Annotated in this window: 17 protein-coding genes; 4 read left to right on the top strand and 13 right to left on the bottom strand. The window is 50.7% G+C overall.

Going from position 1 to position 20,171, the window contains the following annotated elements; all coding sequences use genetic code 11:
* The 9 genes from groES to LWL52_RS08965 all read right to left on the bottom strand — a co-directional run bounded on the left by groES (position 1) and on the right by LWL52_RS08965 (position 9,257).
* Positions 1-291: a co-chaperone GroES gene (gene groES / locus LWL52_RS09005; RefSeq protein WP_242918996.1), complete on the bottom strand. Its 291-nt coding sequence runs from the start codon at positions 289-291 to the stop codon at positions 1-3.
* A 270-nt stretch (positions 292-561) separates the two neighbouring features.
* A complete protein-coding gene (secG, locus tag LWL52_RS09000) occupies positions 562-954 on the bottom strand; it encodes a preprotein translocase subunit SecG (RefSeq protein WP_242918993.1) in 393 nt (130 codons plus the stop codon).
* Between the two features lies 1 nt (position 955).
* Positions 956-2,266: a DUF8458 domain-containing protein gene (locus tag LWL52_RS08995; RefSeq protein ID WP_242918991.1), complete on the bottom strand. Its 1,311-nt coding sequence runs from the start codon at positions 2,264-2,266 to the stop codon at positions 956-958.
* Between the two features lie 38 nt (positions 2,267-2,304).
* Positions 2,305-2,832 carry an LptE family protein gene (locus LWL52_RS08990; RefSeq protein ID WP_242918989.1) on the bottom strand — a complete coding sequence of 176 codons (528 nt, stop codon included), beginning with the start codon at positions 2,830-2,832 and terminating at the stop codon, positions 2,305-2,307.
* Positions 2,816-4,087 (bottom strand): sigma-54 interaction domain-containing protein, encoded by a 1,272-nt coding sequence (locus LWL52_RS08985; protein WP_242918987.1) that lies wholly within the window; start codon positions 4,085-4,087, stop codon positions 2,816-2,818. The genes LWL52_RS08990 and LWL52_RS08985 overlap by 17 nt, the downstream gene beginning before the upstream one ends.
* 88 nt (positions 4,088-4,175) lie before the next feature.
* Positions 4,176-5,606, bottom strand: a complete 1,431-nt coding sequence (gene miaB / locus LWL52_RS08980; protein ID WP_242918985.1) for a tRNA (N6-isopentenyl adenosine(37)-C2)-methylthiotransferase MiaB — start codon at positions 5,604-5,606, stop codon at positions 4,176-4,178.
* A 307-nt stretch (positions 5,607-5,913) separates the two neighbouring features.
* Entirely contained in the window at positions 5,914-7,203 is a 1,290-nt protein-coding gene (locus LWL52_RS08975; RefSeq protein ID WP_242918983.1) for an anthranilate synthase component I family protein, read from the bottom strand.
* Between the two features lie 218 nt (positions 7,204-7,421).
* Positions 7,422-8,153 carry a zinc ribbon domain-containing protein gene (locus LWL52_RS08970; protein WP_242918981.1) on the bottom strand — a complete coding sequence of 244 codons (732 nt, stop codon included), beginning with the start codon at positions 8,151-8,153 and terminating at the stop codon, positions 7,422-7,424.
* A gap of 3 nt (positions 8,154-8,156) precedes the next feature.
* A complete protein-coding gene (locus LWL52_RS08965) occupies positions 8,157-9,257 on the bottom strand; it encodes a Nif3-like dinuclear metal center hexameric protein (RefSeq protein WP_242918979.1) in 1,101 nt (366 codons plus the stop codon).
* Positions 9,258-9,327: 70 nt separating this feature from the next.
* On the opposite strand from LWL52_RS08965, the gene lpxK reads away from it, so the two are divergent.
* The 3 genes from lpxK (at position 9,328) to LWL52_RS08950 (ending at position 13,053) form a co-directional block, all read left to right on the top strand.
* Positions 9,328-10,377, top strand: a complete 1,050-nt coding sequence (gene lpxK, locus LWL52_RS08960; RefSeq protein WP_242918976.1) for a tetraacyldisaccharide 4'-kinase — start codon at positions 9,328-9,330, stop codon at positions 10,375-10,377.
* A 94-nt stretch (positions 10,378-10,471) separates the two neighbouring features.
* Positions 10,472-12,379 (top strand): putative porin, encoded by a 1,908-nt coding sequence (locus tag LWL52_RS08955; RefSeq protein WP_242918974.1) that lies wholly within the window; start codon positions 10,472-10,474, stop codon positions 12,377-12,379.
* A 56-nt stretch (positions 12,380-12,435) separates the two neighbouring features.
* Positions 12,436-13,053 (top strand): MiaE family protein, encoded by a 618-nt coding sequence (locus LWL52_RS08950; RefSeq protein WP_242918972.1) that lies wholly within the window; start codon positions 12,436-12,438, stop codon positions 13,051-13,053.
* Positions 13,054-13,137: 84 nt separating this feature from the next.
* On the opposite strand, the gene LWL52_RS08945 is transcribed toward LWL52_RS08950, so the two are convergent.
* On the bottom strand, positions 13,138-14,403 hold the full coding sequence (locus LWL52_RS08945) for an asparagine synthetase B (RefSeq protein ID WP_242918970.1): 1,266 nt from the start codon (positions 14,401-14,403) through the stop codon (positions 13,138-13,140).
* A 134-nt stretch (positions 14,404-14,537) separates the two neighbouring features.
* Here LWL52_RS08945 and LWL52_RS08940 point away from each other — a divergent pair, with 134 nt between their 5' ends.
* Positions 14,538-15,782 carry an ABC transporter permease gene (locus LWL52_RS08940; protein WP_242918968.1) on the top strand — a complete coding sequence of 415 codons (1,245 nt, stop codon included), beginning with the start codon at positions 14,538-14,540 and terminating at the stop codon, positions 15,780-15,782.
* Between the two features lie 241 nt (positions 15,783-16,023).
* Here the strand turns inward: LWL52_RS08940 and LWL52_RS08935 are convergent, their stop codons facing one another.
* From LWL52_RS08935 to LWL52_RS20655, 3 genes are all read right to left on the bottom strand, one after another.
* A complete protein-coding gene (locus LWL52_RS08935; protein ID WP_242918966.1) occupies positions 16,024-16,647 on the bottom strand; it encodes an OmpH/Skp family outer membrane protein in 624 nt (207 codons plus the stop codon).
* Between the two features lie 91 nt (positions 16,648-16,738).
* A complete protein-coding gene (mtaB, locus tag LWL52_RS08930) occupies positions 16,739-18,058 on the bottom strand; it encodes a tRNA (N(6)-L-threonylcarbamoyladenosine(37)-C(2))-methylthiotransferase MtaB (protein WP_242918965.1) in 1,320 nt (439 codons plus the stop codon).
* 131 nt (positions 18,059-18,189) lie between these two features.
* Complete coding sequence (locus LWL52_RS20655; RefSeq protein ID WP_242918964.1) at positions 18,190-20,028, bottom strand: LTA synthase family protein; 1,839 nt, start codon at positions 20,026-20,028, stop codon at positions 18,190-18,192.
* Positions 20,029-20,171: the final 143 nt, after the last annotated feature.

Here is a 20,171-nt window from a genome sequence, read left to right as displayed (position 1 = left end):
TTAAAGGATAGCCAGGATGTCTGACTCGCGCATGATCAGGTAGTCGCTACCATCTACGGAGATCTCAGAGCCGGCATATTTGCCGTACAATACCTGGTCACCTACTTTCACCTGAGGCTTCATCAAAGCGCCCTGCTCTGATACTTTTCCTTCGCCTACGGCTACTACCTCACCACGTTGAGGTTTCTCTTTAGCAGTATCAGGAATAATGATACCTGATTTGGTTTTTTCTTCTGCTGCAGCAGGAGCTACAATTACTCTGTCTGCTAATGGTTTAATACTGATTGACATAGTTTGTGAGTTATAATTTTATGGTTGATATTAAACATTGAAACCACAGGTGTATTATCATTTCTTGTGCCACGCTGGCCTAACTGCCACATTAAGTCAAATTTTCAGTTAATAACGGCCACCTGCCTGACAGGTTTGACATATTTGGCAGCCGGCGGTTGCGGAGAGCAAGCGGTCTGTCAGGTTTGGCAGCCCAGGCGGGCAAGGGCTAAAAAAGAAAAGCCAGCTGAGGGTTCAGCTGGCTTTCAGGTATTGTTATAAGGGCGATGCCTATTTTTGCTTTGTGGTATCTACTACGGCCGGAATGTCAGCCGGGTCGGGGATAACAGCCGTAGAATCGGCAGCAGCTCCTGGCAAAGCTGGTGTAGCAGATGGTAACTGCGACTGGCGCGCGCGCTCTTCGTTCACGCTTCTGTTCATGATCGAAGAATCTTCAGAAGAGGAATCAACCATGTGTGAGCCCAACGACATTACGATCAAGGCGATAGCAAATCCCCAGGTAAGTTTTTCCAGTAAATCGCCGGTGCGCTTAACACCTACAAGCTGGCTGGTGCTGCCTCCAAACTGGCCAGACAGGCCGCCTCCCTTAGGATTTTGGGCAAGTACCACTAAAATAAGCAGCACGCAAACAAAGATAATAATGCTGATAAGGGCGATATACATATTAGGTTAAGTTTTGTAATTTTTCTATCTGTTCGGCAAAGTAACTCTTTTTTTCCGGATTTTTCAAAATGAGCTGCTCATATATTTTAATGGCTTTCTTTATTTTTCCCTGTTGCAGAAAGATATTTGCCAGGCTCTCCGAGGCTATGCCTTTCTTTATCTTGCTGTTCCGCAGCGAGAGGTCTTCTTGCGGCTCGGAGCGTAATTTGATATTATTCAGGGCTTTTAACCGAGGGTTAAGCTTTAGAAACTGGTCAATGATATCAAGTTGCTGCACCAGTACATCTTCACTAGCCGGCGTGGCTTTTTCCAGTTCATGTGTTTTGCTGTACTCCAGAATAAGCTCCGGGTGGAAGCCCAAAGGTCGCGGGGGAGTAATGTCATCTTTCAGCTGCAGCGCTTCGCCCATGCGGCTGGAGGCCATCCCATAGCCCAGCACGTCTTCGTCGTATAGCTTATCGATGACATCGTAGCGGTACTTGATTTCGGCTGCTTCCGGGTTGGCAGGTAAGGCAAACGCGGCAAGAAGTTCTTCTTCCGGCAGCGTTTTAAGCGGCACAAAAGTATACTCCTCCGTTGCCGCAATGGCAGGATCTTGTTCCGGTGCTTCTTCCTCCTGCGGTAGTTCCTCTAGGGCTTCCCGTGTTTCCTGCAAATGGGTCACTTCAGGCGCCCCAGTTATAAAGGAATTGCTGGCTAATGGTGGTACTACATCCGGTTTCTGGGCCAGTAAGTCAGTAAAAGAGGCACTCAGGCTGTTGATGGTCAGCAGTTTTGCCAGTTCGGCATCCATCAATTCCTGCTCGGTAGGCACCCGTACCGGCGGCTGTTCTGCAATCGGTTTTGATGCTTCCGGCAGCGCTATCTCCTCTTGAGCATTGCCATCACTTATCTCTGCTATTTCTGCCGGGGTGTCATATTCTGTTTCGGCTGGTATAACAGCTTCCGGCGCAGTAATAAAGTCCTCCGTTGTTTCTGTAATCTCCTCTAGAGCAGAGTTGTTAATTGCCTGTAGTTCGCGTGTTTCTTCTGGTTTAATTTCCTGTGCTTCGGGCTCTTCGAATACGGGAAGGGGGGCAGGAGATGTATAGATCAGGCGCTTCATCAGCTGCCGGTCTGTGGCATAGGCAGAAGCGCGGCGCAGGCGCTGGGTAGACAGCATACTGCCTTTGTCGTAAGCCGATTTGGCTAGTAACAGGTGTGCCGTCTGGCAGTAGGGGAAGGTCGCAGCAACCTTCTCCAGCTCTTCTGTCTGCTGGTCCGAAATATTCGATACCTCTTGTATTAGTTTAAGAAAAGCCGATTTATTCATGTAAAAACAATTTGTAACGAATTAAACCTGACGGTATACTACCAGTTGGCAACAGTTTTATTAAACACATCGGCTATCAGGCGATCTGACAGGCTTTCGATAGCTGAGGTGGGGATACGCGTAATATCCACGTCCTGGGCAAAGTCTTCGGAAATGGAAAAAAGCCGGTCAAAGCTTTCATCCGGGTTCTTGGTATTTGTGTAATGCACCTGGATGCCAAGGGTCAGTCGGTTCAGGGCCGCACGATCTTCAAGGCCCTCCCGCTGGATGGCTGCTGGTGTAATGGTAAAGCTAACAATCTGGCCTTCCAATTGCAAATCGCCGTTAGACTGCAAAACCGTCAAATTCGAATTCCGGCGATAATAATTTTTAAAGTTATCGGTTACGATCTGCGTCAGGTTAGACGGCCCCTGGCCGCTGCTGTTCTCGATGGTCTGGATGGAAATAGATTTCACATCGGGGCTGATGCTGGTACCGGAAAAGGAGTATACGCCACAGCCGCCGCACAAAAGCAGCACCAGGGAGCACATACAAAGGATCAGACGGTTGTTATTCTTCAATATCATACTGCTTTAATTTGCGGTAAAGGGTTCTTTCCGAAATGCCCAGGTCCTGCGCGGCATACTTCCGCTTGTTATGGTGCTTTTTCAATGCTTTCATGATCAGCTCTTTTTCTTTGTCTTCCAGCGAGAGACTTTCCTCTTCGGTTTCGTGTGGAATGTCTTCTACTTTCTGGTCCTCGTACCCGTGCGGCTGGCTCTGCTTTACCGGCAGGTAGTATGGCTCGGTGTGCTTGGGCTCTGCAGGCTGAAAGCTCCGGCTGTTGTACTGCTCCAGGTTATCGAACAAATGCCCGTGTTCTTTGAGCAGTTCCTCATCGTTTGGCTGATGGGCCATCATCTCATACACCAGCTTTTTAAGATCCGACACATCGCGCCGCATATCGAACAACACTTTATAGAGCAGGTCGCGTTCCGAAATGTGCTGATCCGAAGGGTTCTCTTTCTTAAGTATGGCTGGCAGTCCGCTTTGTTCGCGGGGCAGGTAGTGCCGCAGCTTGTCGGCATCCACTTCGCGGTCATACTCGAGCACCGAGATCTGCTCTACAATATTCTTAAGCTGGCGTATGTTGCCTGGAAAGCGGAAGCCAAGCAGCTCCTGTACGGCTTCGTGTGTCAGCTCTATGGGTTTTACCTTATACTTGTCAGAAAAATCGCTGGCAAACTTGCGGAACAATAGGTAAATATCGTCGCCCCGCTCGCGGAGCGGAGGCACCGAGATCGGAACCGTATTTAACCGGTAGTACAAGTCTTCGCGGAACTGCCCTTTTTCTACGGCATTCAGCAGGTTGACATTGCTGGCGGCTACTACCCGCACATCCGTTTTCTGTACTTTGGAGGAGCCTACTTTGATGAATTCGCCATTTTCGAGCACGCGCAGCAGGCGTGCCTGCGTGCCCAGCGGCATCTCACCAATCTCATCTAAAAAGATTGTGCCGCCGTCAGTTACTTCAAAATAGCCTTTGCGAGCTTCCTGTGCACCGGTAAAAGAGCCTTTTTCATGACCAAACAGCTCTGAATCGATCGTTCCTTCCGGAATAGCGCCGCAGTTAATAGCAATGAACTGGCCGTGCTTACGGGGGCTAAGCTGGTGAATGATCTTGGAAAAGGATTCCTTTCCGCTACCGCTTTCCCCGCTAATGAGCACGGTCATATCGGTTGGCGCCACCTGCACAGCCACCTGAATGGCATAGTTGAGCTGGGGCGAGTTACCAATGATCCCGAAACGCTGTTTTATACTTTGAATATCTATGTTGCGCATTTATCAGATTTGAAGATTTGGAAATGTGGAGATTGGAAGATGCTCTGAAGTATAATTTTCAGATTTTCGCATCTTCCAATTTCCAAATCTAATCTACCGCTTCGCCAAAAAGGGAGCCTACACTACAGTCGTGCACGAACACGTTGACGTAGTCGCCTTTTTGGTAATGCTTCTTATCGAAAATAACGACTTTGTTCTGATCGTTGCGGCCGCTCAGCTGCTCTTTCGACTTTTTGGAAAATCCCTCCACCAGCACTTTGTGCACTTTGCCGATATCGCGCTTGTTGCGGGCCAGCGAGGTTTCGCGCTGCTTGTTGATGATCTCGTCGAGGCGGCGTTTTTTTACTTCCAGCGGCACGTCATCCTCTAGTTTGCGTGCGGCCAGCGTGCCCGGTCTTTCCGAATAAAAGAACATGTAAGAGTAATCGTACTGCACATAGTCCATGAGCGAGAGCGTATCCTGGTGCTCTTCCTCGGTCTCGGAGCAGAAGCCGGCAATCATATCGCTGGAAATGCCGCAGTCCTCGCCAAGTATGGCTCGGATGGCATCTACCCGGTTCAGGTACCAGGCGCGGTCATAGGTGCGGTTCATCAGTTCCAGCACGCGCGAGTTGCCGCTTTGGGCCGGCAGGTGAATATACTTGCAGATGTTGTCATACTGCTTCATGGTATACAGCACCTCGTCGGTAATATCTTTGGGGTGGGAAGTAGAGAAGCGTACGCGCAGGTCCGGCGACAGCAGCGCAACTCTCTCCAGCAGGTTCGCAAAATTAACGCTTTCAGTACCATCTTCTGAGGTCCACTTATACGAGTCCACGTTCTGGCCCAGCAGCGTCACTTCTTTATAGCCTTGCGCCACCAACGTCTCCGCTTCACGCACAATCGAATGGGCATCGCGTGAGCGCTCCCGGCCGCGCGTAAAGGGCACCACGCAGAACGAGCACATGTTGTCGCAGCCGCGCATGATGGAGATAAAGGCGCTCACGCCATTGCTGTTCAGGCGGATCGGGCTGATGTCGGCATAGGTTTCTTCGCGGGAGAGCAGCACGTTCACGGCCTTCTGGCCGCCATCCACTTCGTTGATCAGGTTGGGCAGGTCGCGGTATGCATCCGGGCCAACTACCAGGTCCACGATCTTTTCTTCGTCGAGCAGGGATTTTTTAAGGCGCTCGGCCATGCAGCCCAGCACGCCGACGAGCATATCAGGTTTCTTCTTTTTGAAATAGTTGATCTGGCCCAGGCGGTTCCGCACCGTCTGTTCTGCTTTTTCTCGAATAGAGCATGTATTGAGAAACACAACATCGGCCTGCGCAATATCAGCGGTCGTATCAAAGCCCTGCTCGAACATGATCGACGAAACGATCTCTGAATCAGAGAAGTTCATGGCGCAGCCGTAGCTTTCTATGTACAGCTTGCGGCTTTTGCCGGTATTGGATTCTGTGGTAACGTGGGTGTCACAAGCCGCTGCCTGCTCCGGGGTGCGGTTATCTATAAAATCTAAATCAACGATAGGCTCCATACTTCTACTACTATTACAGCCGCAAATATACGATAATCTCTTCTAAAACCGTGACAGAATGACAGGGAAGTTAATGTGCAGATTTGGAAATTAGGAGATTTGAAGATTGATCAATGTGGAAATTAGAAAAGGTGGAGATTTGGGAATTTGAAGATGTAGGGACTTGAAGATCGGTTTAGCTGATATAAGTTGAAAGCAGCAGTACTAACGAATACCTAGTGACAAACAAAGCCTTTGATTTCGGAAGGATCGATTCCCATTTTCAAATTTCTTCATCTCCAAATCTCCACAACTTCAAATTTTCCAATCAACACCCCAATACCTGCAGCATAGCCTGGGCTTTCAGCAGGCACTCGGCATATTCGCGTTCCGGATCGGAATCGGAGGTGATGGCGCTGCCCACCATAAATGAAAGGTAGCCGGTTGTGGCATTATACTGCAGGCTGCGGATCACCACGTTAAAATCGCAATCCTGCGCCGGCGTGATGTAGCCAAATGCGCCTGAGTATAAGCCGCGGCGGGTGTCTTCCAGTGCTTCAATGTGCTGCATGGCGCTGATCTTCGGCGCACCGGTCATACTTCCCATCGGGAAAGCGCCGGTTAGCGCATCCACCAGATCTTTGTCGGGGCGAAGGGTGCCTTCAATGGTGGAGATCATCTGCGAAACCTGCCGGAAGGGGTAAATGCCGAACATCTCCGTTACCTGCACGGTTCCGATGACGCAGGAGCGGCTCAGGTCATTGCGCACCAAATCTACGATCATCATATTTTCGGCAAGCTCCTTTTCATCGTGGCGCAACTGCTGCTGCAGAGCGGTATCCTCAGCCTCCGTAGCGCCCCGCCGGATCGTGCCTTTGATGGGCTGGGAAATCAACCGGGCACCTTCTTTTTTCAGGAAGCGCTCCGGAGAGGCGCAAAGCAGGTACTTGTCATGCTGCTTCAGGAAGCCCGAAAAGGGGGTAGGCGAGGCCTCGTTCAGCGCCAGGTACAAGGGAAGAGGTGCGAGCGATACCTGCTCGGCATAAAATTCCATGCAGTAGTTAAGCTCATACACGTCGCCTTCCAGGATCAGGTTTTTTATTTGCTCCACATGGGCTTTATACTTGTTTGGTGCTACGCGCTGTCTTACTTGGATTCCCTGCGGCGCAGCAGGGGCGGCAGGGCTGCAGGCAAGTATGACATCGATAATATCCGGCGTATTATCATCAGTAGTATAAAGAGTTATGCTTGCTGGGTTAAAGTATAAGTATACCTCCGGTTGAAAGAAAAAGACAGGAGGGAAGCCAAGCGCATCCGGGTTGCTGCTGGAGAATTTCTCCAGCTGGTTTTTCAGATCATAACCCAGGTAACCGCAGAGCAGGCTGGGGTGCTGCTGCAGGTGCCGGCGCAATGCCTCAAAGCTATTTTCCCTATCCAGCTCCAGTGGGCGGTTGTTTGATACGGCCAGAAGGTGTTCAAAGCCGTGATGGGGGTAAGCGATCTGATTCGAATTATAATAGGCAACCAGCGTATACTGGCTGGCCCAGGTAAGTGCCCGCAGGCGGAACTCGGCAAGCGAAACAGGTAAGGTATCCGCAGTGATTTCTACAGCATGCATCCGTATGCGCAATAAACGATGTATGTTTTTGGAAGGCAATTTCCGGCATATGCCCCGTGTTTATACTTAGTGTAAGGGCGTATAGTATAAAATGGTGTCCGGCTAGATGTTTCCCGGTCAGCAGCGTGGTAGCCGGAGCAGGGCAGCGGCATAAAAAAAGGATGGGGTTTAGCCATCCTTTTAAATCTGTTCTGCCAGCGGGTGTTGCCGCAGGTGATCTAGAAAACGCGCTGCTCCACACCAGCCAGAATACGGCCACAGTGCTCGCAAACGATTACTTTCTTCTGAGCGGCAATATCTGCCTGGCGCTGAGGAGGTACGGTGTTAAAGCAACCACCGCAGGCATCACGCTTTACCGATACAACAGCCAGGCCGTTGCGTACGTTTTTGCGGATTCTTGAATAAGCGCTCAACAAGCGATCTTCGATGTTGCTGGCTGCTGATTCGCGGTCATGCTCCAGTTTCTGCTCTTCTTCTTCGCTTTCAGCTACGATCTGGCCCAGTTCGTGCTTCTTGTTGTCCAGGTCCTTGCGGCGTTCTTCGAGGCGGCCTTTGGTGCCTTCGATCTCGTTGATTTTCTGCTCGATCTGGTAGTGCGCCTCCTTGATCTTTTTCTCTGCTATCTGGATCTCCAGTTTCTGAAGTTCGATCTCTTTGGTGATGGCGTCGTATTCGCGGTTATTGCGTACGTTCTGCTGCTGGTCCTCATACTTGCGGATCAGCGTTTCAGCATCCTTGATAGACTGCTTGCGTTGTGCAATAGACTCGTTGAGCCCGGCAACCTCGTCATCAAATTTACGAACCCTTACTTCATAACCTTCAATCTCATCTTCCAGGTCCTGAACCTCTTCGGGTAAGTCTCCCCGAACGCGTCTAATTTCATCAAGCTGCGAATCGATGCTTTGAAGCGTCATTAAAGCTTCTAATTTGCTGGCTACAGTACTTTCCATGTATTAAAAGGTGTATCTGATAGGGTTAGTATTTACTTCCGATAAATAGACTGCAAAATTAGGAAAGTTTTTTGAAATAACGTCATAAAATATCTCCTTTGTAAATACCTCGCTCTCATAATGGCCAATGTCAGCAACCATGATTTTGCTGTCCGCATCAAAAAACTCGTGGTATTTCACATCACCCGTCACCAGCGCATCAGCGCCCTGCCGGATGGCATCTTTGATGAGGAAGCTACCCGCGCCGCCGCAAACCGCTATTTTTTTAATCGGACGGGCACCCACCGAAGTATAGCGCATGCCCTGCAGCTGCATTTTCGATTTCAGATACGCCAAGAACGCCTCTTCCGATAAAGCTTTCGGCAATTCGCCCAACACCCCGATGCCTGCTTCCTGGTTCTGGTTTTCGAGCGCATACAGGTAATGGGCCACTTCCTCGTAAGGGTGGGCCTTTTTCAGAGCAGCCATCACAGCATGCTGCCGGTGGGCGGGGAAGATGACTTCCAGTCGGTTTTCAGCTACTTCCTCTGCTTTGCCGGGCTTGCCGATCGTGGGGTTTGCCTGCTCGGAAGGCAAAAACCGGCCGGTGCCCTGCACCTGAAAACTGCAGTTGCTGTACTCCCCGATATTGCCTGCGCCCGCCTGGTGCAGGGCCTGTAGCACCTGTTCGGTACTGGAAACGGGCACAAAGGTAACCAGCTGCATCAGGGTTTGCGGTTTATTTACCAGGATGCGCTGCTGTTGCAGGCCCATTTTATCGGCAATTTTGGTGTTTACGCCCTGCACCACATTGTCCAGGTTGGTATGCGCGGCATAAATGGCAATGTTGTTTTGAATAGCCTGTATAATAGTGCGCTCTACATAGTTACCGCCGGTAAGCTGCTTGATCCCTTTAAAGATCACCGGGTGATGGGCGACCACCAGATTGCAGCCTTTTTTTAGAGCTTCTTCCAATACGGCTTCGTTACAGTCGAGCGTTACTAGGACACCCGATACGTCGGTGGCCGGGTTGCCCGTCTGCAGGCCGGCATTATCATAGCTTTCCTGGTAAGGGAGTGGTGCTAGCTGTTCTATTTTTTCTATTACCTCTTTTATAGTTGCCATATGGTAGCTCTTTCGTATAAATTGATGTGGGGCGTTAAAATAATTTTAATTTTGTTCCCGAAACAAAATTATGGTTAAATATCTGAAAATGCTGCTTTGGCCCTTCTCGCTGGTATACGGCGGGGTGATGCAGGTGCGCAATGCCCTGTATGATACCGGCACCCTGGCCTCAGCGCGTTTTCAGGTACCCGTTATTGCCGTCGGCAACCTAACGGTGGGGGGCACAGGCAAAACCCCGCACGTAGAATACCTGTTGCGCCTGCTGCACAAGTATAAAATTGCTACGCTGAGTCGCGGCTATAAGCGCAAAACAAAAGGCTTTCTGCTGGCCGACGGAGAAGCTACTGCCGAGCGCTTGGGAGATGAACCTTATCAATATCACCGCGATTTCCCGGAAGTGACAGTGGCGGTGGCCGAAGACCGCGTGCTGGGCCTGCAACGGCTGCAGCAGGCCGTTCCCGACCTGCAGGTCATTGTGCTTGATGATGCCATGCAGCACCGCCCCGTTCACCCTTCACTCAATTTGCTCATCACCGAGTATGGCCGCCCTTTTTACCACGACCTGGTGTTGCCGGCCGGTATGCTGCGGGAACCCCGGAGCGGGGCTGCCCGGGCCGATGCCATTATTGTAAGCAAATGCCCGGAGATGCTGCCCCTGCAGCGGCAGCACGAGATAAAGGCTGCCATCCGGATGTATAGCCGCAAAAAGGCGCCGGTGTTCTTTTCCACGTTTACGTATGGCCAGCCGGTACCCCTCGGTCAGGCTGCCAGGCTGGCAAATAAACTGGTGTTGCTTACCGGCATTGCCAATCCGGTGACGCTGGTACGTTATCTTCAAAAGCAGGGATATACCATCCTGCATCATGCCGCCTATCCCGATCATCATAGCTATACCTTGCAGGATATGCATAAAATGAAGGAAATGCTGCAAAAGGATCTCTTCCGGGGCGCCTCGGTGCTGACTACCCGCAAAGATGCTGTGAAGCTGGCGGGCGAAGCCCTGCAGGAGCTTACCCATACGTTGCCACTCTTTTATATTCCGGTGGAAGTGACCTTTATTGACGAGAAAGACAAGTTCGACAAGCTGATATTGCAGCATGTGCGACAGTTTGTTTCATGAAAAGGCCGTTTCCCGTATAGAAGACCTGCCTGGGAGGCGGCCCTGCACCGGGCTTAATGGGCGGAGTTCTGCTAAATTCTACTAATTTTGAAGTGTGAAAAGAAAATTACTAGTCGCTGTTATATTTTTCCTTGGCCTGGTGTCTGTCCGGACGGCGCAGGCGCAGATTGTCGACGACTCTACAAAAGTTATTTTCAGCCCCAAAACTACGCTGCAGCTTTTTGAAAAGGATGTGCTGGAGGGCCGTTATGTAGAAGAGCGCATCGATACCACCATCAACAATTTCAATAACGAGCGTTACTGGTACCAGGATACGGCCTATTACCAGCACCTGGGCAATATCGGCACGGCCTCCCAGCCGCTGCTTTTCAGAGTGCCCACTACCATCGGGGTGCGGTTTGGCCGAAACGCATTCAACCGTTATGCCTATGATCCTTACAATCTGAATTATTACGATACCCGTTCGCCCTACTCGCACCTCATGTATATCCAGGGTGGGCGTGGCGAGCAGGTCTTTGAAGCCATTTATGCCCGCAACATTACACCCCGCTGGAACATAGGAGTGGCTTACCAGTTGCTGGCCGCACAGAAGCAGCTCAACAGCAACAGCGTGAGCGCCAGGGCAAGTGATAGGATTGTGAACCAGCAGGGCTTTAAGGCCTTCAGCCATTATGCTTCCATTAACAAGAAGTATGACCTGTTCGTGAACTTTACTTTATTTAAAACAGAACAGATCGAACAGGGAGGGGTGCTAGTACCTTCCGATACGACCACCCGTGAGAGCCTGTTCAACTTCCAGTCGCAGGCGGTAAACCTGGAACAAGCCGCTACGAACGAAAAACGCAATCACCTCCACCTGTTACAGATCTACAAGCTGGCTCAGGAAAACCTCAAGTTTTATCATATGCTGGACGGGCACGTGCAGCAGGAAGCGTATGAAGACGATGCCTTGCAGCCGGGCAAATCGGCAGTGGGTTTTTATTATCCGATCGGGTTGTATAACCAGAAAAAGACCGATGATGTAGCCGAGTATAAAGAGCTGCAGAACGTGTTCGGACTGACAGGAAACAACAAGGTCTCCTCGTACAAAGCCTACGCCAAGCTCCGGAATGCCAAAGTAAACTACAGCACCCTCGAAACAGCTAAAACAGACACCACTGCAGAACAGCGTATACTGGCAGACAAAGCCTATAACCAATTGTTTGTAGGCGGCCAACTGCGCCTATTTTATGAAAACAAAGCAGAACTGGCCGTAGACGGTGAGTTTCAGCTATCCAACGATTACCAGGTGCGGGGCGTGGCACGGTTTGCAGGGTTAAGTGCTTCCCTGCAGCGCGTGTTGCGATCGCCCTCTGTTACCGAGGAGTATTTACTGAGCAACCAGTTTCTCTGGAACAACACCAGCTTTAAGAGCAACGTGACCGACCACGGCGAAGTGCGCTATGAAGGAAAGCTGGGTGCGCGCCAGTTTGTGCGCCTGACAGGTAATTATACAAGCATCAAGCGCTATATTTATTTCGATGAAACAGCACTGCCACAACAACTGAGCGGAAACCAGCGGCTCTGGGGAGCTGAGTTGGCACATCATATCCGCTTCGGGCCTGTTCACTTCGAAAACTTTGTAGCCTACACCAACACCGATGAGGCAGCCTACGTGCGGGTGCCGGAATGGCTACTCGATTCCAAGTTATACTTCCAGGGCCCCTTGTTTAAAAAGGCGCTCGATGGCCAGTTTGGGGTGCAGGCCACCATGCCAACCGGGTATTACGCCGATGCCTACATGCCGGTAACCCAGCAGTTCTATTTACAGAATGATTTTAAGCTGGATACTTACCCTGTGATTGATGTATTTCTGACAGCCGATATCAAGAATGTGAATGTGTTCCTGAAAATGAGCCATGCCAACTTTGACCTGTGGCAGCCCGGCTACTTTGCCACACCATATTACCCGGGCATGCGGCGCAGCTTTATATTTGGCATCAAATGGATGTTCTTCGACTAACCCACAACAGCAACACACCTGCTTGCCAAGCGCAGGAAAAGAAAGGTGAAAAACGTATGACGAACGAAATGCCCTCCCAACCCACCAAAACCATCCTTCGGCTGCAACTGCCCACTGACCCCCGTTGGGCTAATATTGCAGAAAAGAACATCGAAGATATTCTGGTGGACCATGCCTACTGCGAGCAGAAAGCAGCATCATCGGCTATTTCGCTCATCGTGAAGTATCCGGATAAAACCCGCCTGGTAGAGGAACTCACGGACCTGGTAGCCGAGGAGTGGAGCCATTTTGAGCGGGTGCTTGCCGAGCTGAAGAAGCGTGGCTTTGCCCTGGGACGCAACCGAACGGACGAGTATGTGGTGGCGCTCTCCAAGCACATCCGCAAAGGCGACAAACGGGAGCGCCAACTCATGGACCACCTGCTTATCAATGCCTTGATCGAAGCCCGCAGTTGCGAGCGCTTTAAGTTGCTCTGGAAAAATATTCAGGACGAGGACCTGCAGAAATTCTATTACGAGCTGATGGTATCAGAAGCAGGGCATTATGTGAGCTTTATCAAACTGGCAAAAGAATACATGCCCGCCGATGTGGTTGATGCCCGCCTGAAAGAATTACTGGCCATTGAAGCCGACATCATTGCCGCCTTGCAGCCCCGTGCCGACCGGATGCACTAAGTAAGTTCTGAGTAACGAGTTCTGAGTCTCGAGTATTAATCTATACTTAAACTCAGGACTCTGAACTCGTTACTCAGCACTCCCTTAAGTTTTCTGCTTTTTCTTTTTGGCAGCCGGGAAAAGGATGTTGTTAAGTATAAGCCGGTAGCCGGGCGAGTTAGGATGCAGGGCCAGGTCGGTGGGGTCTTCGCCTACCAGGTGCTGGTAATCCTCGGGGTCGTGGCCGCCATAAAAGGTCCAGGTGCCGCGCGCGTAGGTACCGTGCATGTAACGAATCTCTCCAAGTTCCTTGTTCTCGCCCATCACCACTACTTCCGGTTTTACCAGGCTTTTGCGGAACGCGGTGGTCTGGCCCATAAAGCCTTTGATGGTCTTCTCGTGGTTCTGCGTGAGCATGGTTGGGATAGGGTCATACTTTGCCGAGAAGGTAAACAGCTGGAAATAGTCATTGTCTTCTGTAACCGGCCGCTCCTGTGGCTGCATATCAATATTGGAGTATTCATACTCCAGCGGGTTGCGGGAGATCTGGAAATCGCGGAAAGCAAAGGTTTTGGTAAAATCCAGTTTCTGTTGCGCCTGCGGATCAGCCCCATCGCCGTCGAACATGGCTTCTACAATATCCACCCCTTCAGCTGCCAAGGCAATGTCGTAGGTGTCGGTGGCTGAGCACATGGCAAACAGAAAGCCGCCCCCGGCACAAAAATCCTTAATCTTATTTACTACAGCCAGCTTCAGTTGCGAAACTTTCTTAAAACCCAGTTTGCTGGCCATCGCTTCTGATTCCGCCTGCTGCTCCTGGTACCAGGGATAGTTGCGGTAGCTTGCATAAAACTTGCCATACTGGCCAGTAAAATCCTCGTGATGCAGGTGCAGCCAGTCATACTTGGGCAGGTCGCCTTTCATGATCTCCTCGTCATAGAGCACATCATACGGAATCTCGGCATAGGTAAGCACCAGCGTTACGGCATCGTCCCAGGGCATTTTGGTCTTAGGCGAGTAAACGGCTACTTTGGGGGCTTTCTCCAGTTTTACCACATCCATGTTGGCATCAGGAGCCGACACCTCCTGCAGCACGCTGTTATACTGCGCATCTGAGATCACTTGGTAACTGATGCCCCGCACAACCAACTCATTTTCCAGCTGTGGGGCGTGCTGAAAGGCAAAACTACCGCCGCGGTAATTGAGCAGCCAGTCTACCGGAATATGCTTGGTGAGCGCCCAGTAAGCTATGCCATACGATTTTAAATGATCTTTCTGCGTCTCATCCATCGGGATCAGGATCGTGCTGGCCATACTTCGGAAGGCGAACAGCAGCAGGCAAAGCAGGAGCGTGGCGGTACGGAAAAACATGGGTTTCGTCTTGATAATCCTTACAAATGTATAAAATCAGATCAATGTTTAAGAAAATGCTTTATCTTAGAAGCGCTGCCGCGGTTTTATACTTAACGTAAAAAAGTGTGAGGCGCATACATAAATTCTGAAGGATGAACCTGCTTGAGAATATTCGTGAAGGGCTTCGCGCCATACAAAGCAATCTGCTGCGGACGGTGCTGACGGGGCTAATCATTTCGATCGGCATTATGTCGCTGGTAGGCATACTCACTGCCGTGGACGGGGTGAAGCACTCCCTCGACCAAACTTTTTCAAGCTTGGGTGCTAACTCCTTCGATATCGAGCGCAAGGGCGCCAATAACGGTGGCCGGCGGCAGGGTAGAACAGAAAAAGAGTATCCGGAGATCTCCTATGAGGAAGCCTCCCAGTATAAGAGCCTCATGTCTGACAATGCAATGGTGAGCTTATCGGCTTTCATTTCAGGGGCCACTATTGTAAAAAGCGAAACCGAGAAAACAAACCCCAACATCACCATCATTGCCGGAGATGAGAACTACCTGCAGAACGAGAACCTGAATCTGGCAAGAGGAAGAGGCTTTTCGACTGTGGAGCAGGAAACGGGCACGAATGTAGCCATTGTGGGCAGCGAACTGGTGGACAACCTGTTTCCGAAAGTTAACCCCATCGGCCAATATGTAACCTTCCTTGGCAGGCGCTTTAAAATTATTGGGCAATTGGAAAAAGAAGGCAGTAGCATGGGCGGCAACGGCGGCGATCGCCGCATTATCATCCCGCTGGAAACCGGCCGTCAGATTCCGCGTCAGGGTAATTCCGAACTGAATTATGATATCAAAACGGCTATTCCGAAGCCCGAAGAGCTGAACTATGTAATGGGCGAGGCAACCGGCATTATGCGCAACGTACGCCACGATGCGCTAGGGCGGGAGGAATCGTTCGAGATCCGGCGCAGTGACTCGCTGCTGCAGAGCCTGGGCGAAATTACGGGCTACCTGAAAGTGGGAGGCTTTGTGATCGGGTTTATTACTTTGCTGGGCGCATCGGTGGGGCTGATGAACATCATGATGGTTTCGGTGAACGAGCGTACCCGTGAGATCGGCGTCCGGAAAGCCTTAGGCGCCACCGCGCACCAGATCCGCCAGCAATTCCTTATCGAAGCGATCGTGATCTGCATTTTAGGCGGCTTACTGGGCATTTTGCTAGGCGTAGTGATCGGCAACAGCATTGCCGCGCTCATTGGTGACGGCGGTTTTATTGTGCCTTGGCTGTGGGTGTTTACCGGACTTGCCATCTGCGTTTTTGTGGGCGTGGTATCGGGATATTACCCGGCCTTTAAAGCATCCAAACTCGATCCTATCGAGTCATTGCGCTACGAATAAGCGGCTTATACTTATACTTGATTGCTGCGGTCTCTGGCGTTTGCGAAAGTCTATCGCTTGGATAGATACAAGTATTAAATCGACTACTAACAGCCACGAAGCTACCCTAGTTAGCTATAGTAAAGTATGGCTTTTCGCGTGACAGCTTAGATCCCTTTGAAGAATCTATATTACCAGTTAAAATAAAAAGGCGGGATCAACTCCCGCCTTTTTCTATTCTCTAGCAAGTATGATCAGAAGCTTACTTCTTCTTCGCTTTGGTCGTATCTGCTTTTTCAGTTTTATACTGCTCGTTCAGGGCAGCTAGAACTTCGTGTGTAATATCCAGGGAGTTATCGCCGTACAGGATCGCGCTGTTGCCTCTTGAGTAGGTGAGCACCATTTTATAGCCTTTCTCTTCGCTCAGCTTTTTGAGGTAAGTCTCTACGTTGTCGTAGATCTTTTTCATTTCTTCCGATTCCTCATTGGCTAAGGCCGAACTGGTGCTTTGGTTCAGGGCCTGCAACTGCTGTTGCTTCTGCGCCAGGCGCTGCTCTGTGCTGGCACGCTGCTCGTTGGTCATACCCTGGCCGGTTTGCTGGTAGCGGCCCACTTCCTGCTGAAATGCCTCTGCTTTGGAACGAAGGTCCGCTTCTGCTTTTTTGCTTTTGCCTTCCAGGCGGGTGCGCACATCTTTAAAATAGCCATAGTTGGCCAGCAGCGAATCGGAATTAACATACACAATTTTCTCGCCTGCGGCTACTGTTGAGTCGTTGGATGTTGTGGCTGCAGTAGTGGCCCCTGCCTTTGGCTTTTGCTCCTGGTTACAGGCCGTGAAGAAGGCAGCAGCAACGGCTACTCCCAGTACGATTTTGGTTACTTTCACTTTCGTTCGTTATCCTTTAAAGGTGGTAAATAAGCTATTGGAAACTTAAATATAAAGGTATTTTACTTTAGAAGCAGAATATTCCGGGCTATTAATGTTTCAGTACTTCCACGTACGTTTCTTCCGCTTCCATCAGACCCCGGGCGTCTAGTCCGGTCAGGCGTACGTGTTTGGTTTCGTTTACCAGCACCGGATCATACTTTACCGCTACGCGCACGTAATTTTCGGTCCAGCCTTCCATCATTCCTTCGTGCACATCGTCTTCAAACAGCACCGTAAATTCACGCCCGATGTTCTGTTCGTAAAAATGACGCTTTTTCTTTTCTGACAGGATGCGCAGCATGTCGGCCCGGCGGTTACGCTCTTTGATGCTCACCTTGCCAGGCATAGCCGGAGCCAGCGTGTTTTCTCGCTCCGAGTAAGGGAACACATGTAGGTAGCTCACATCCAGCTCGTTGAGGAAGTTATAGGTTTCCAGGAAATCCTCCTCGGTCTCGCCCGGGAAGCCGACAATCACATCCACCCCAATGCAGCAGTGCGGCATCAGCGCTTTGATGGCGGCAACGCGCTCGGCATACAGCTCGCGCTGGTAACGGCGGCGCATCAGTTTAAGGATCTTATTCGAGCCCGATTGCAGCGGCACATGAAAGTGTGGCATAAAGCGGTTGCTGCTGCTCACAAATGAGATGATCTCGTTGGTCAGCAGGTTGGGCTCAATGGAAGAGATGCGGAAGCGTTCGATGGTCTCTACCTGGTCGAGCTGCTGCACCAACTGGTAAAATGTCTCCACGCGTTTGCCGTCCTGCAACCCGAAGTCGCCCGTATTGACACCTGTCAGCACGATCTCTTTCACGCCTGATTCAGCAATTTCTAGCGCTGATTTTACCACATTTTCAATGGTATCGGAGCGGCTGTTGCCACGGGCCAGCGGAATGGTGCAGAACGAGCAGGAATAATCGCAGCCATCCTGCACTTTCAGAAAGGTGCGGGTGCGGTCGCCAAACGAGTAGGAGTTATGGAAGGTGTGGGCTTCAGAAATAGGGCTGGCATGGATGGAGGGCTTGTCTTTCTTTACAAAGCCTTCCAGAATATCTACCAGCTGAAATTTTTCGGCAGCACCCAGCACAGCGTCCACCCCCGGTATTTCAGAAATTTCTTTTGGTTTAAGCTGGGCGTAGCAGCCCAGGATGGTAATGAAGGCATCCGGCGAATGCTTGAGGGCCTCTTTCACTATTTTACGACATTTCTTGTCGGCATTATCCGTTACCGAACAAGTGTTGATGACATAGATATCCGGCTTGTCGGTAAACTCCACCTTCTCAAAGCCCCGCTCCTGGAAAATGCGCCCGATGGTGCTGGTTTCCGAGTAGTTGAGCTTACAACCTAAAGTATAAAACGCGACTTTTTTCATAATCAGGGCAAAGGTACGAAATCTAATAATCAAAGACCGAATAATTGCCCCGCATACTTTCTATTGCTTTGGTATACTTGTTTACTATGTTCCAGCCTGTCACTCATGCTATTAAGCACGCATCAAAGGACTTATTTTTTGATGAAATCGCTGTAAGAGTATTGCATTAAGGCCTTTCCATTCTCAAGCTGCTCGTCTGTTACTGTGCCTTCCCGCAGGATCGGCTGCCCGGCGACATTGTCAAAGGCCACCTTGCCCTGCGGGGTGATAAACCCGAAACCATCATTAAACACATAAAAGGCAAACGGGTGCCGGGCTGGTGCCAGCAGGTTATGACCCCACGTAAACTGCGCGTGAGGCAGGCCAAGCTGCGCCAGTAGCGTAGTGGCAATATCGGTTTGGTCGCCGATGGTGGCGATTTGTTTGCCGCTAGTTTCCAGTGCTCCGCCGGTTAGTATAAACGGAATATGAAACTTGCTGGGCGCGTGGTTCGGATCGTTGCCGGGGAGCGGGTGCCCGTGGTCTGCAACCAGTACCACCAGCGTGTGTTGCCACCATGGCTGTTTTTTTGCCTGCGCAATAAACCTGCCCAACGCCCAGTCGGTGTAGTAGACGCTATTTCGGAATTTAGCTTCGTTATCGGTTCCCGGGAATTTTGCCGGAATCGGGATCTCGTACGGCTCGTGGCTGCTTAACGTATACACGGTGCTGAAGAAGGGCTGCTTTTCCTGGTTCAGATCGTGGAGCACGCGCTCGAACAATATATGGTCATGGGCGCCCCATTTGGAGTTATAGCTTTCGCTCGGGAAATCATACTTGTCGATCAACCGGTGATAGCCGCCGTTAAGCAGATAGGATTTGATGTTAGCAAATTCCAGCTCGCCGCCATAATAATAGCTGGTACGATAGCCCTGCCCGGCAAATACACTGCTGAGTTGGGGGAGTTTGGCTGTTTTCTGCGGAAACTTGATGATGGAAGTGATGGTTTGCACCGGGTAGCCGCTCAGCAGCGCCACCATCCCTTTTTCGCTGCGGTCGCCGCTGGCGTACATATTGGTAAAGTTGATGCCTTCTGCTGCCAGACTGTCCAGGTTCGGGGTAACGCCTTTTTCGCCGCCCAGGCTCGCTATAAATTTAGCCGTGTAGCTCTCAAGTATAATGAATAGTACATTGGGCTTTGGCTGCGTCACATAGTGAACTGTTGAATCCGAAGCAGGAGCGTAGAGCGCAGCCACTCTATGGGCCGCGGCCGTGTCTGCCATAAAGTGGTAAGGGTTTTTACTTGTTTTGTTGTAGCGAAGCAGCGCATGCATCAAATTCCAGGGCATGTTCAAGCCGGCATGGTTGGCAAAAGGCTTCTCCGAAAAATAGGCCGCACTCTGGTTGATGGGAATCTGTTGCCAGCCTCCGCGCATGGGCAGCACCAGCAGCACCAGGAACCCCACGCTTGCAGCAGCCAACGCACATTTTACGGCCAGCTTTTGAAAATGCTTCAGATCGATGTATAAAGTATAGAGCAGCACAAAGCTAGCGCTAAGTATAAAGGCAATAAGTGTGAGCAACAAGACCGGGGCTGCGGCGGCAGAAGCCATCATTTCGCCGGGCGTGTTAAGGTATTGCAGGGGTGTGGCATCCAGCCGGAATCCCCAGAAGGTATAAAGCTCCAGGTCCGCGGTTAGCAGCAGCGAGAGCACCACCAGAAGCAAGATGGTATAGATACGGAGAAATACCCCCACCTGAAGCCGGGGCCACACGGCCTGTACCAGCAGTATCAGAAAAGGCAGGGCACACAGGTAAGCTGTAAATGACATATCCAGGCGCAGGCCATAAAAGAAAGTCTTAGCAATATCCCCAAAGCTCAGCTGCCGGGTGCGGTCGAGGTGGAAGAGCAGGAAAGCCGCCCGGGCCATCATAAAGTATAGCAGCCAGAACAGGAAGTATAGCGGTTGAAAATAGATGCGTCGTTTCACAACACAAATATAATGCATAAGGTAGGTCCTGCCTACTAAAGCAGGGAAGAGGCAATTTCATACTATTTAGAAAAGGCCTTTATTAAATGAGGGGTGTTTTCCAGAAGCTACATCATTCATGCAGAAGTAGGGGTGTTTTTAAT

Origin of the sequence: Pontibacter liquoris, assembly GCF_022758235.1 — a bacterium.
GTDB lineage: Bacteria > Bacteroidota > Bacteroidia > Cytophagales > Hymenobacteraceae > Pontibacter > Pontibacter liquoris.
The sequence above is the reverse complement of the archived record's forward strand: the minus strand, read 5'-3'. Positions and strand labels throughout refer to the sequence as shown.

Excerpts from the sequence above, each read along its gene's own strand:
- groES (WP_242918996.1), bottom strand. The coding sequence starts at position 291 with ATGTCAATCAGTATTAAACCATTAGCAGACAGAGTAATTGTAGCTCCT.
- secG (WP_242918993.1), bottom strand. The coding sequence starts at position 954 with ATGTATATCGCCCTTATCAGCATTATTATCTTTGTTTGCGTGCTGCTT.
- LWL52_RS08995 (WP_242918991.1), bottom strand. The coding sequence starts at position 2,266 with ATGAATAAATCGGCTTTTCTTAAACTAATACAAGAGGTATCGAATATT.
- LWL52_RS08990 (WP_242918989.1), bottom strand. The coding sequence starts at position 2,832 with ATGATATTGAAGAATAACAACCGTCTGATCCTTTGTATGTGCTCCCTG.
- LWL52_RS08985 (WP_242918987.1), bottom strand. The coding sequence starts at position 4,087 with ATGCGCAACATAGATATTCAAAGTATAAAACAGCGTTTCGGGATCATT.
- miaB (WP_242918985.1), bottom strand. The coding sequence starts at position 5,606 with ATGGAGCCTATCGTTGATTTAGATTTTATAGATAACCGCACCCCGGAG.
- LWL52_RS08975 (WP_242918983.1), bottom strand. The coding sequence starts at position 7,203 with ATGCATGCTGTAGAAATCACTGCGGATACCTTACCTGTTTCGCTTGCC.
- LWL52_RS08970 (WP_242918981.1), bottom strand. The coding sequence starts at position 8,153 with ATGGAAAGTACTGTAGCCAGCAAATTAGAAGCTTTAATGACGCTTCAA.
- LWL52_RS08965 (WP_242918979.1), bottom strand. The coding sequence starts at position 9,257 with ATGGCAACTATAAAAGAGGTAATAGAAAAAATAGAACAGCTAGCACCA.
- lpxK (WP_242918976.1), top strand. The coding sequence starts at position 9,328 with ATGGTTAAATATCTGAAAATGCTGCTTTGGCCCTTCTCGCTGGTATAC.
- LWL52_RS08950 (WP_242918972.1), top strand. The coding sequence starts at position 12,436 with ATGACGAACGAAATGCCCTCCCAACCCACCAAAACCATCCTTCGGCTG.
- LWL52_RS08945 (WP_242918970.1), bottom strand. The coding sequence starts at position 14,403 with ATGTTTTTCCGTACCGCCACGCTCCTGCTTTGCCTGCTGCTGTTCGCC.
- LWL52_RS08940 (WP_242918968.1), top strand. The coding sequence starts at position 14,538 with ATGAACCTGCTTGAGAATATTCGTGAAGGGCTTCGCGCCATACAAAGC.
- mtaB (WP_242918965.1), bottom strand. The coding sequence starts at position 18,058 with ATGAAAAAAGTCGCGTTTTATACTTTAGGTTGTAAGCTCAACTACTCG.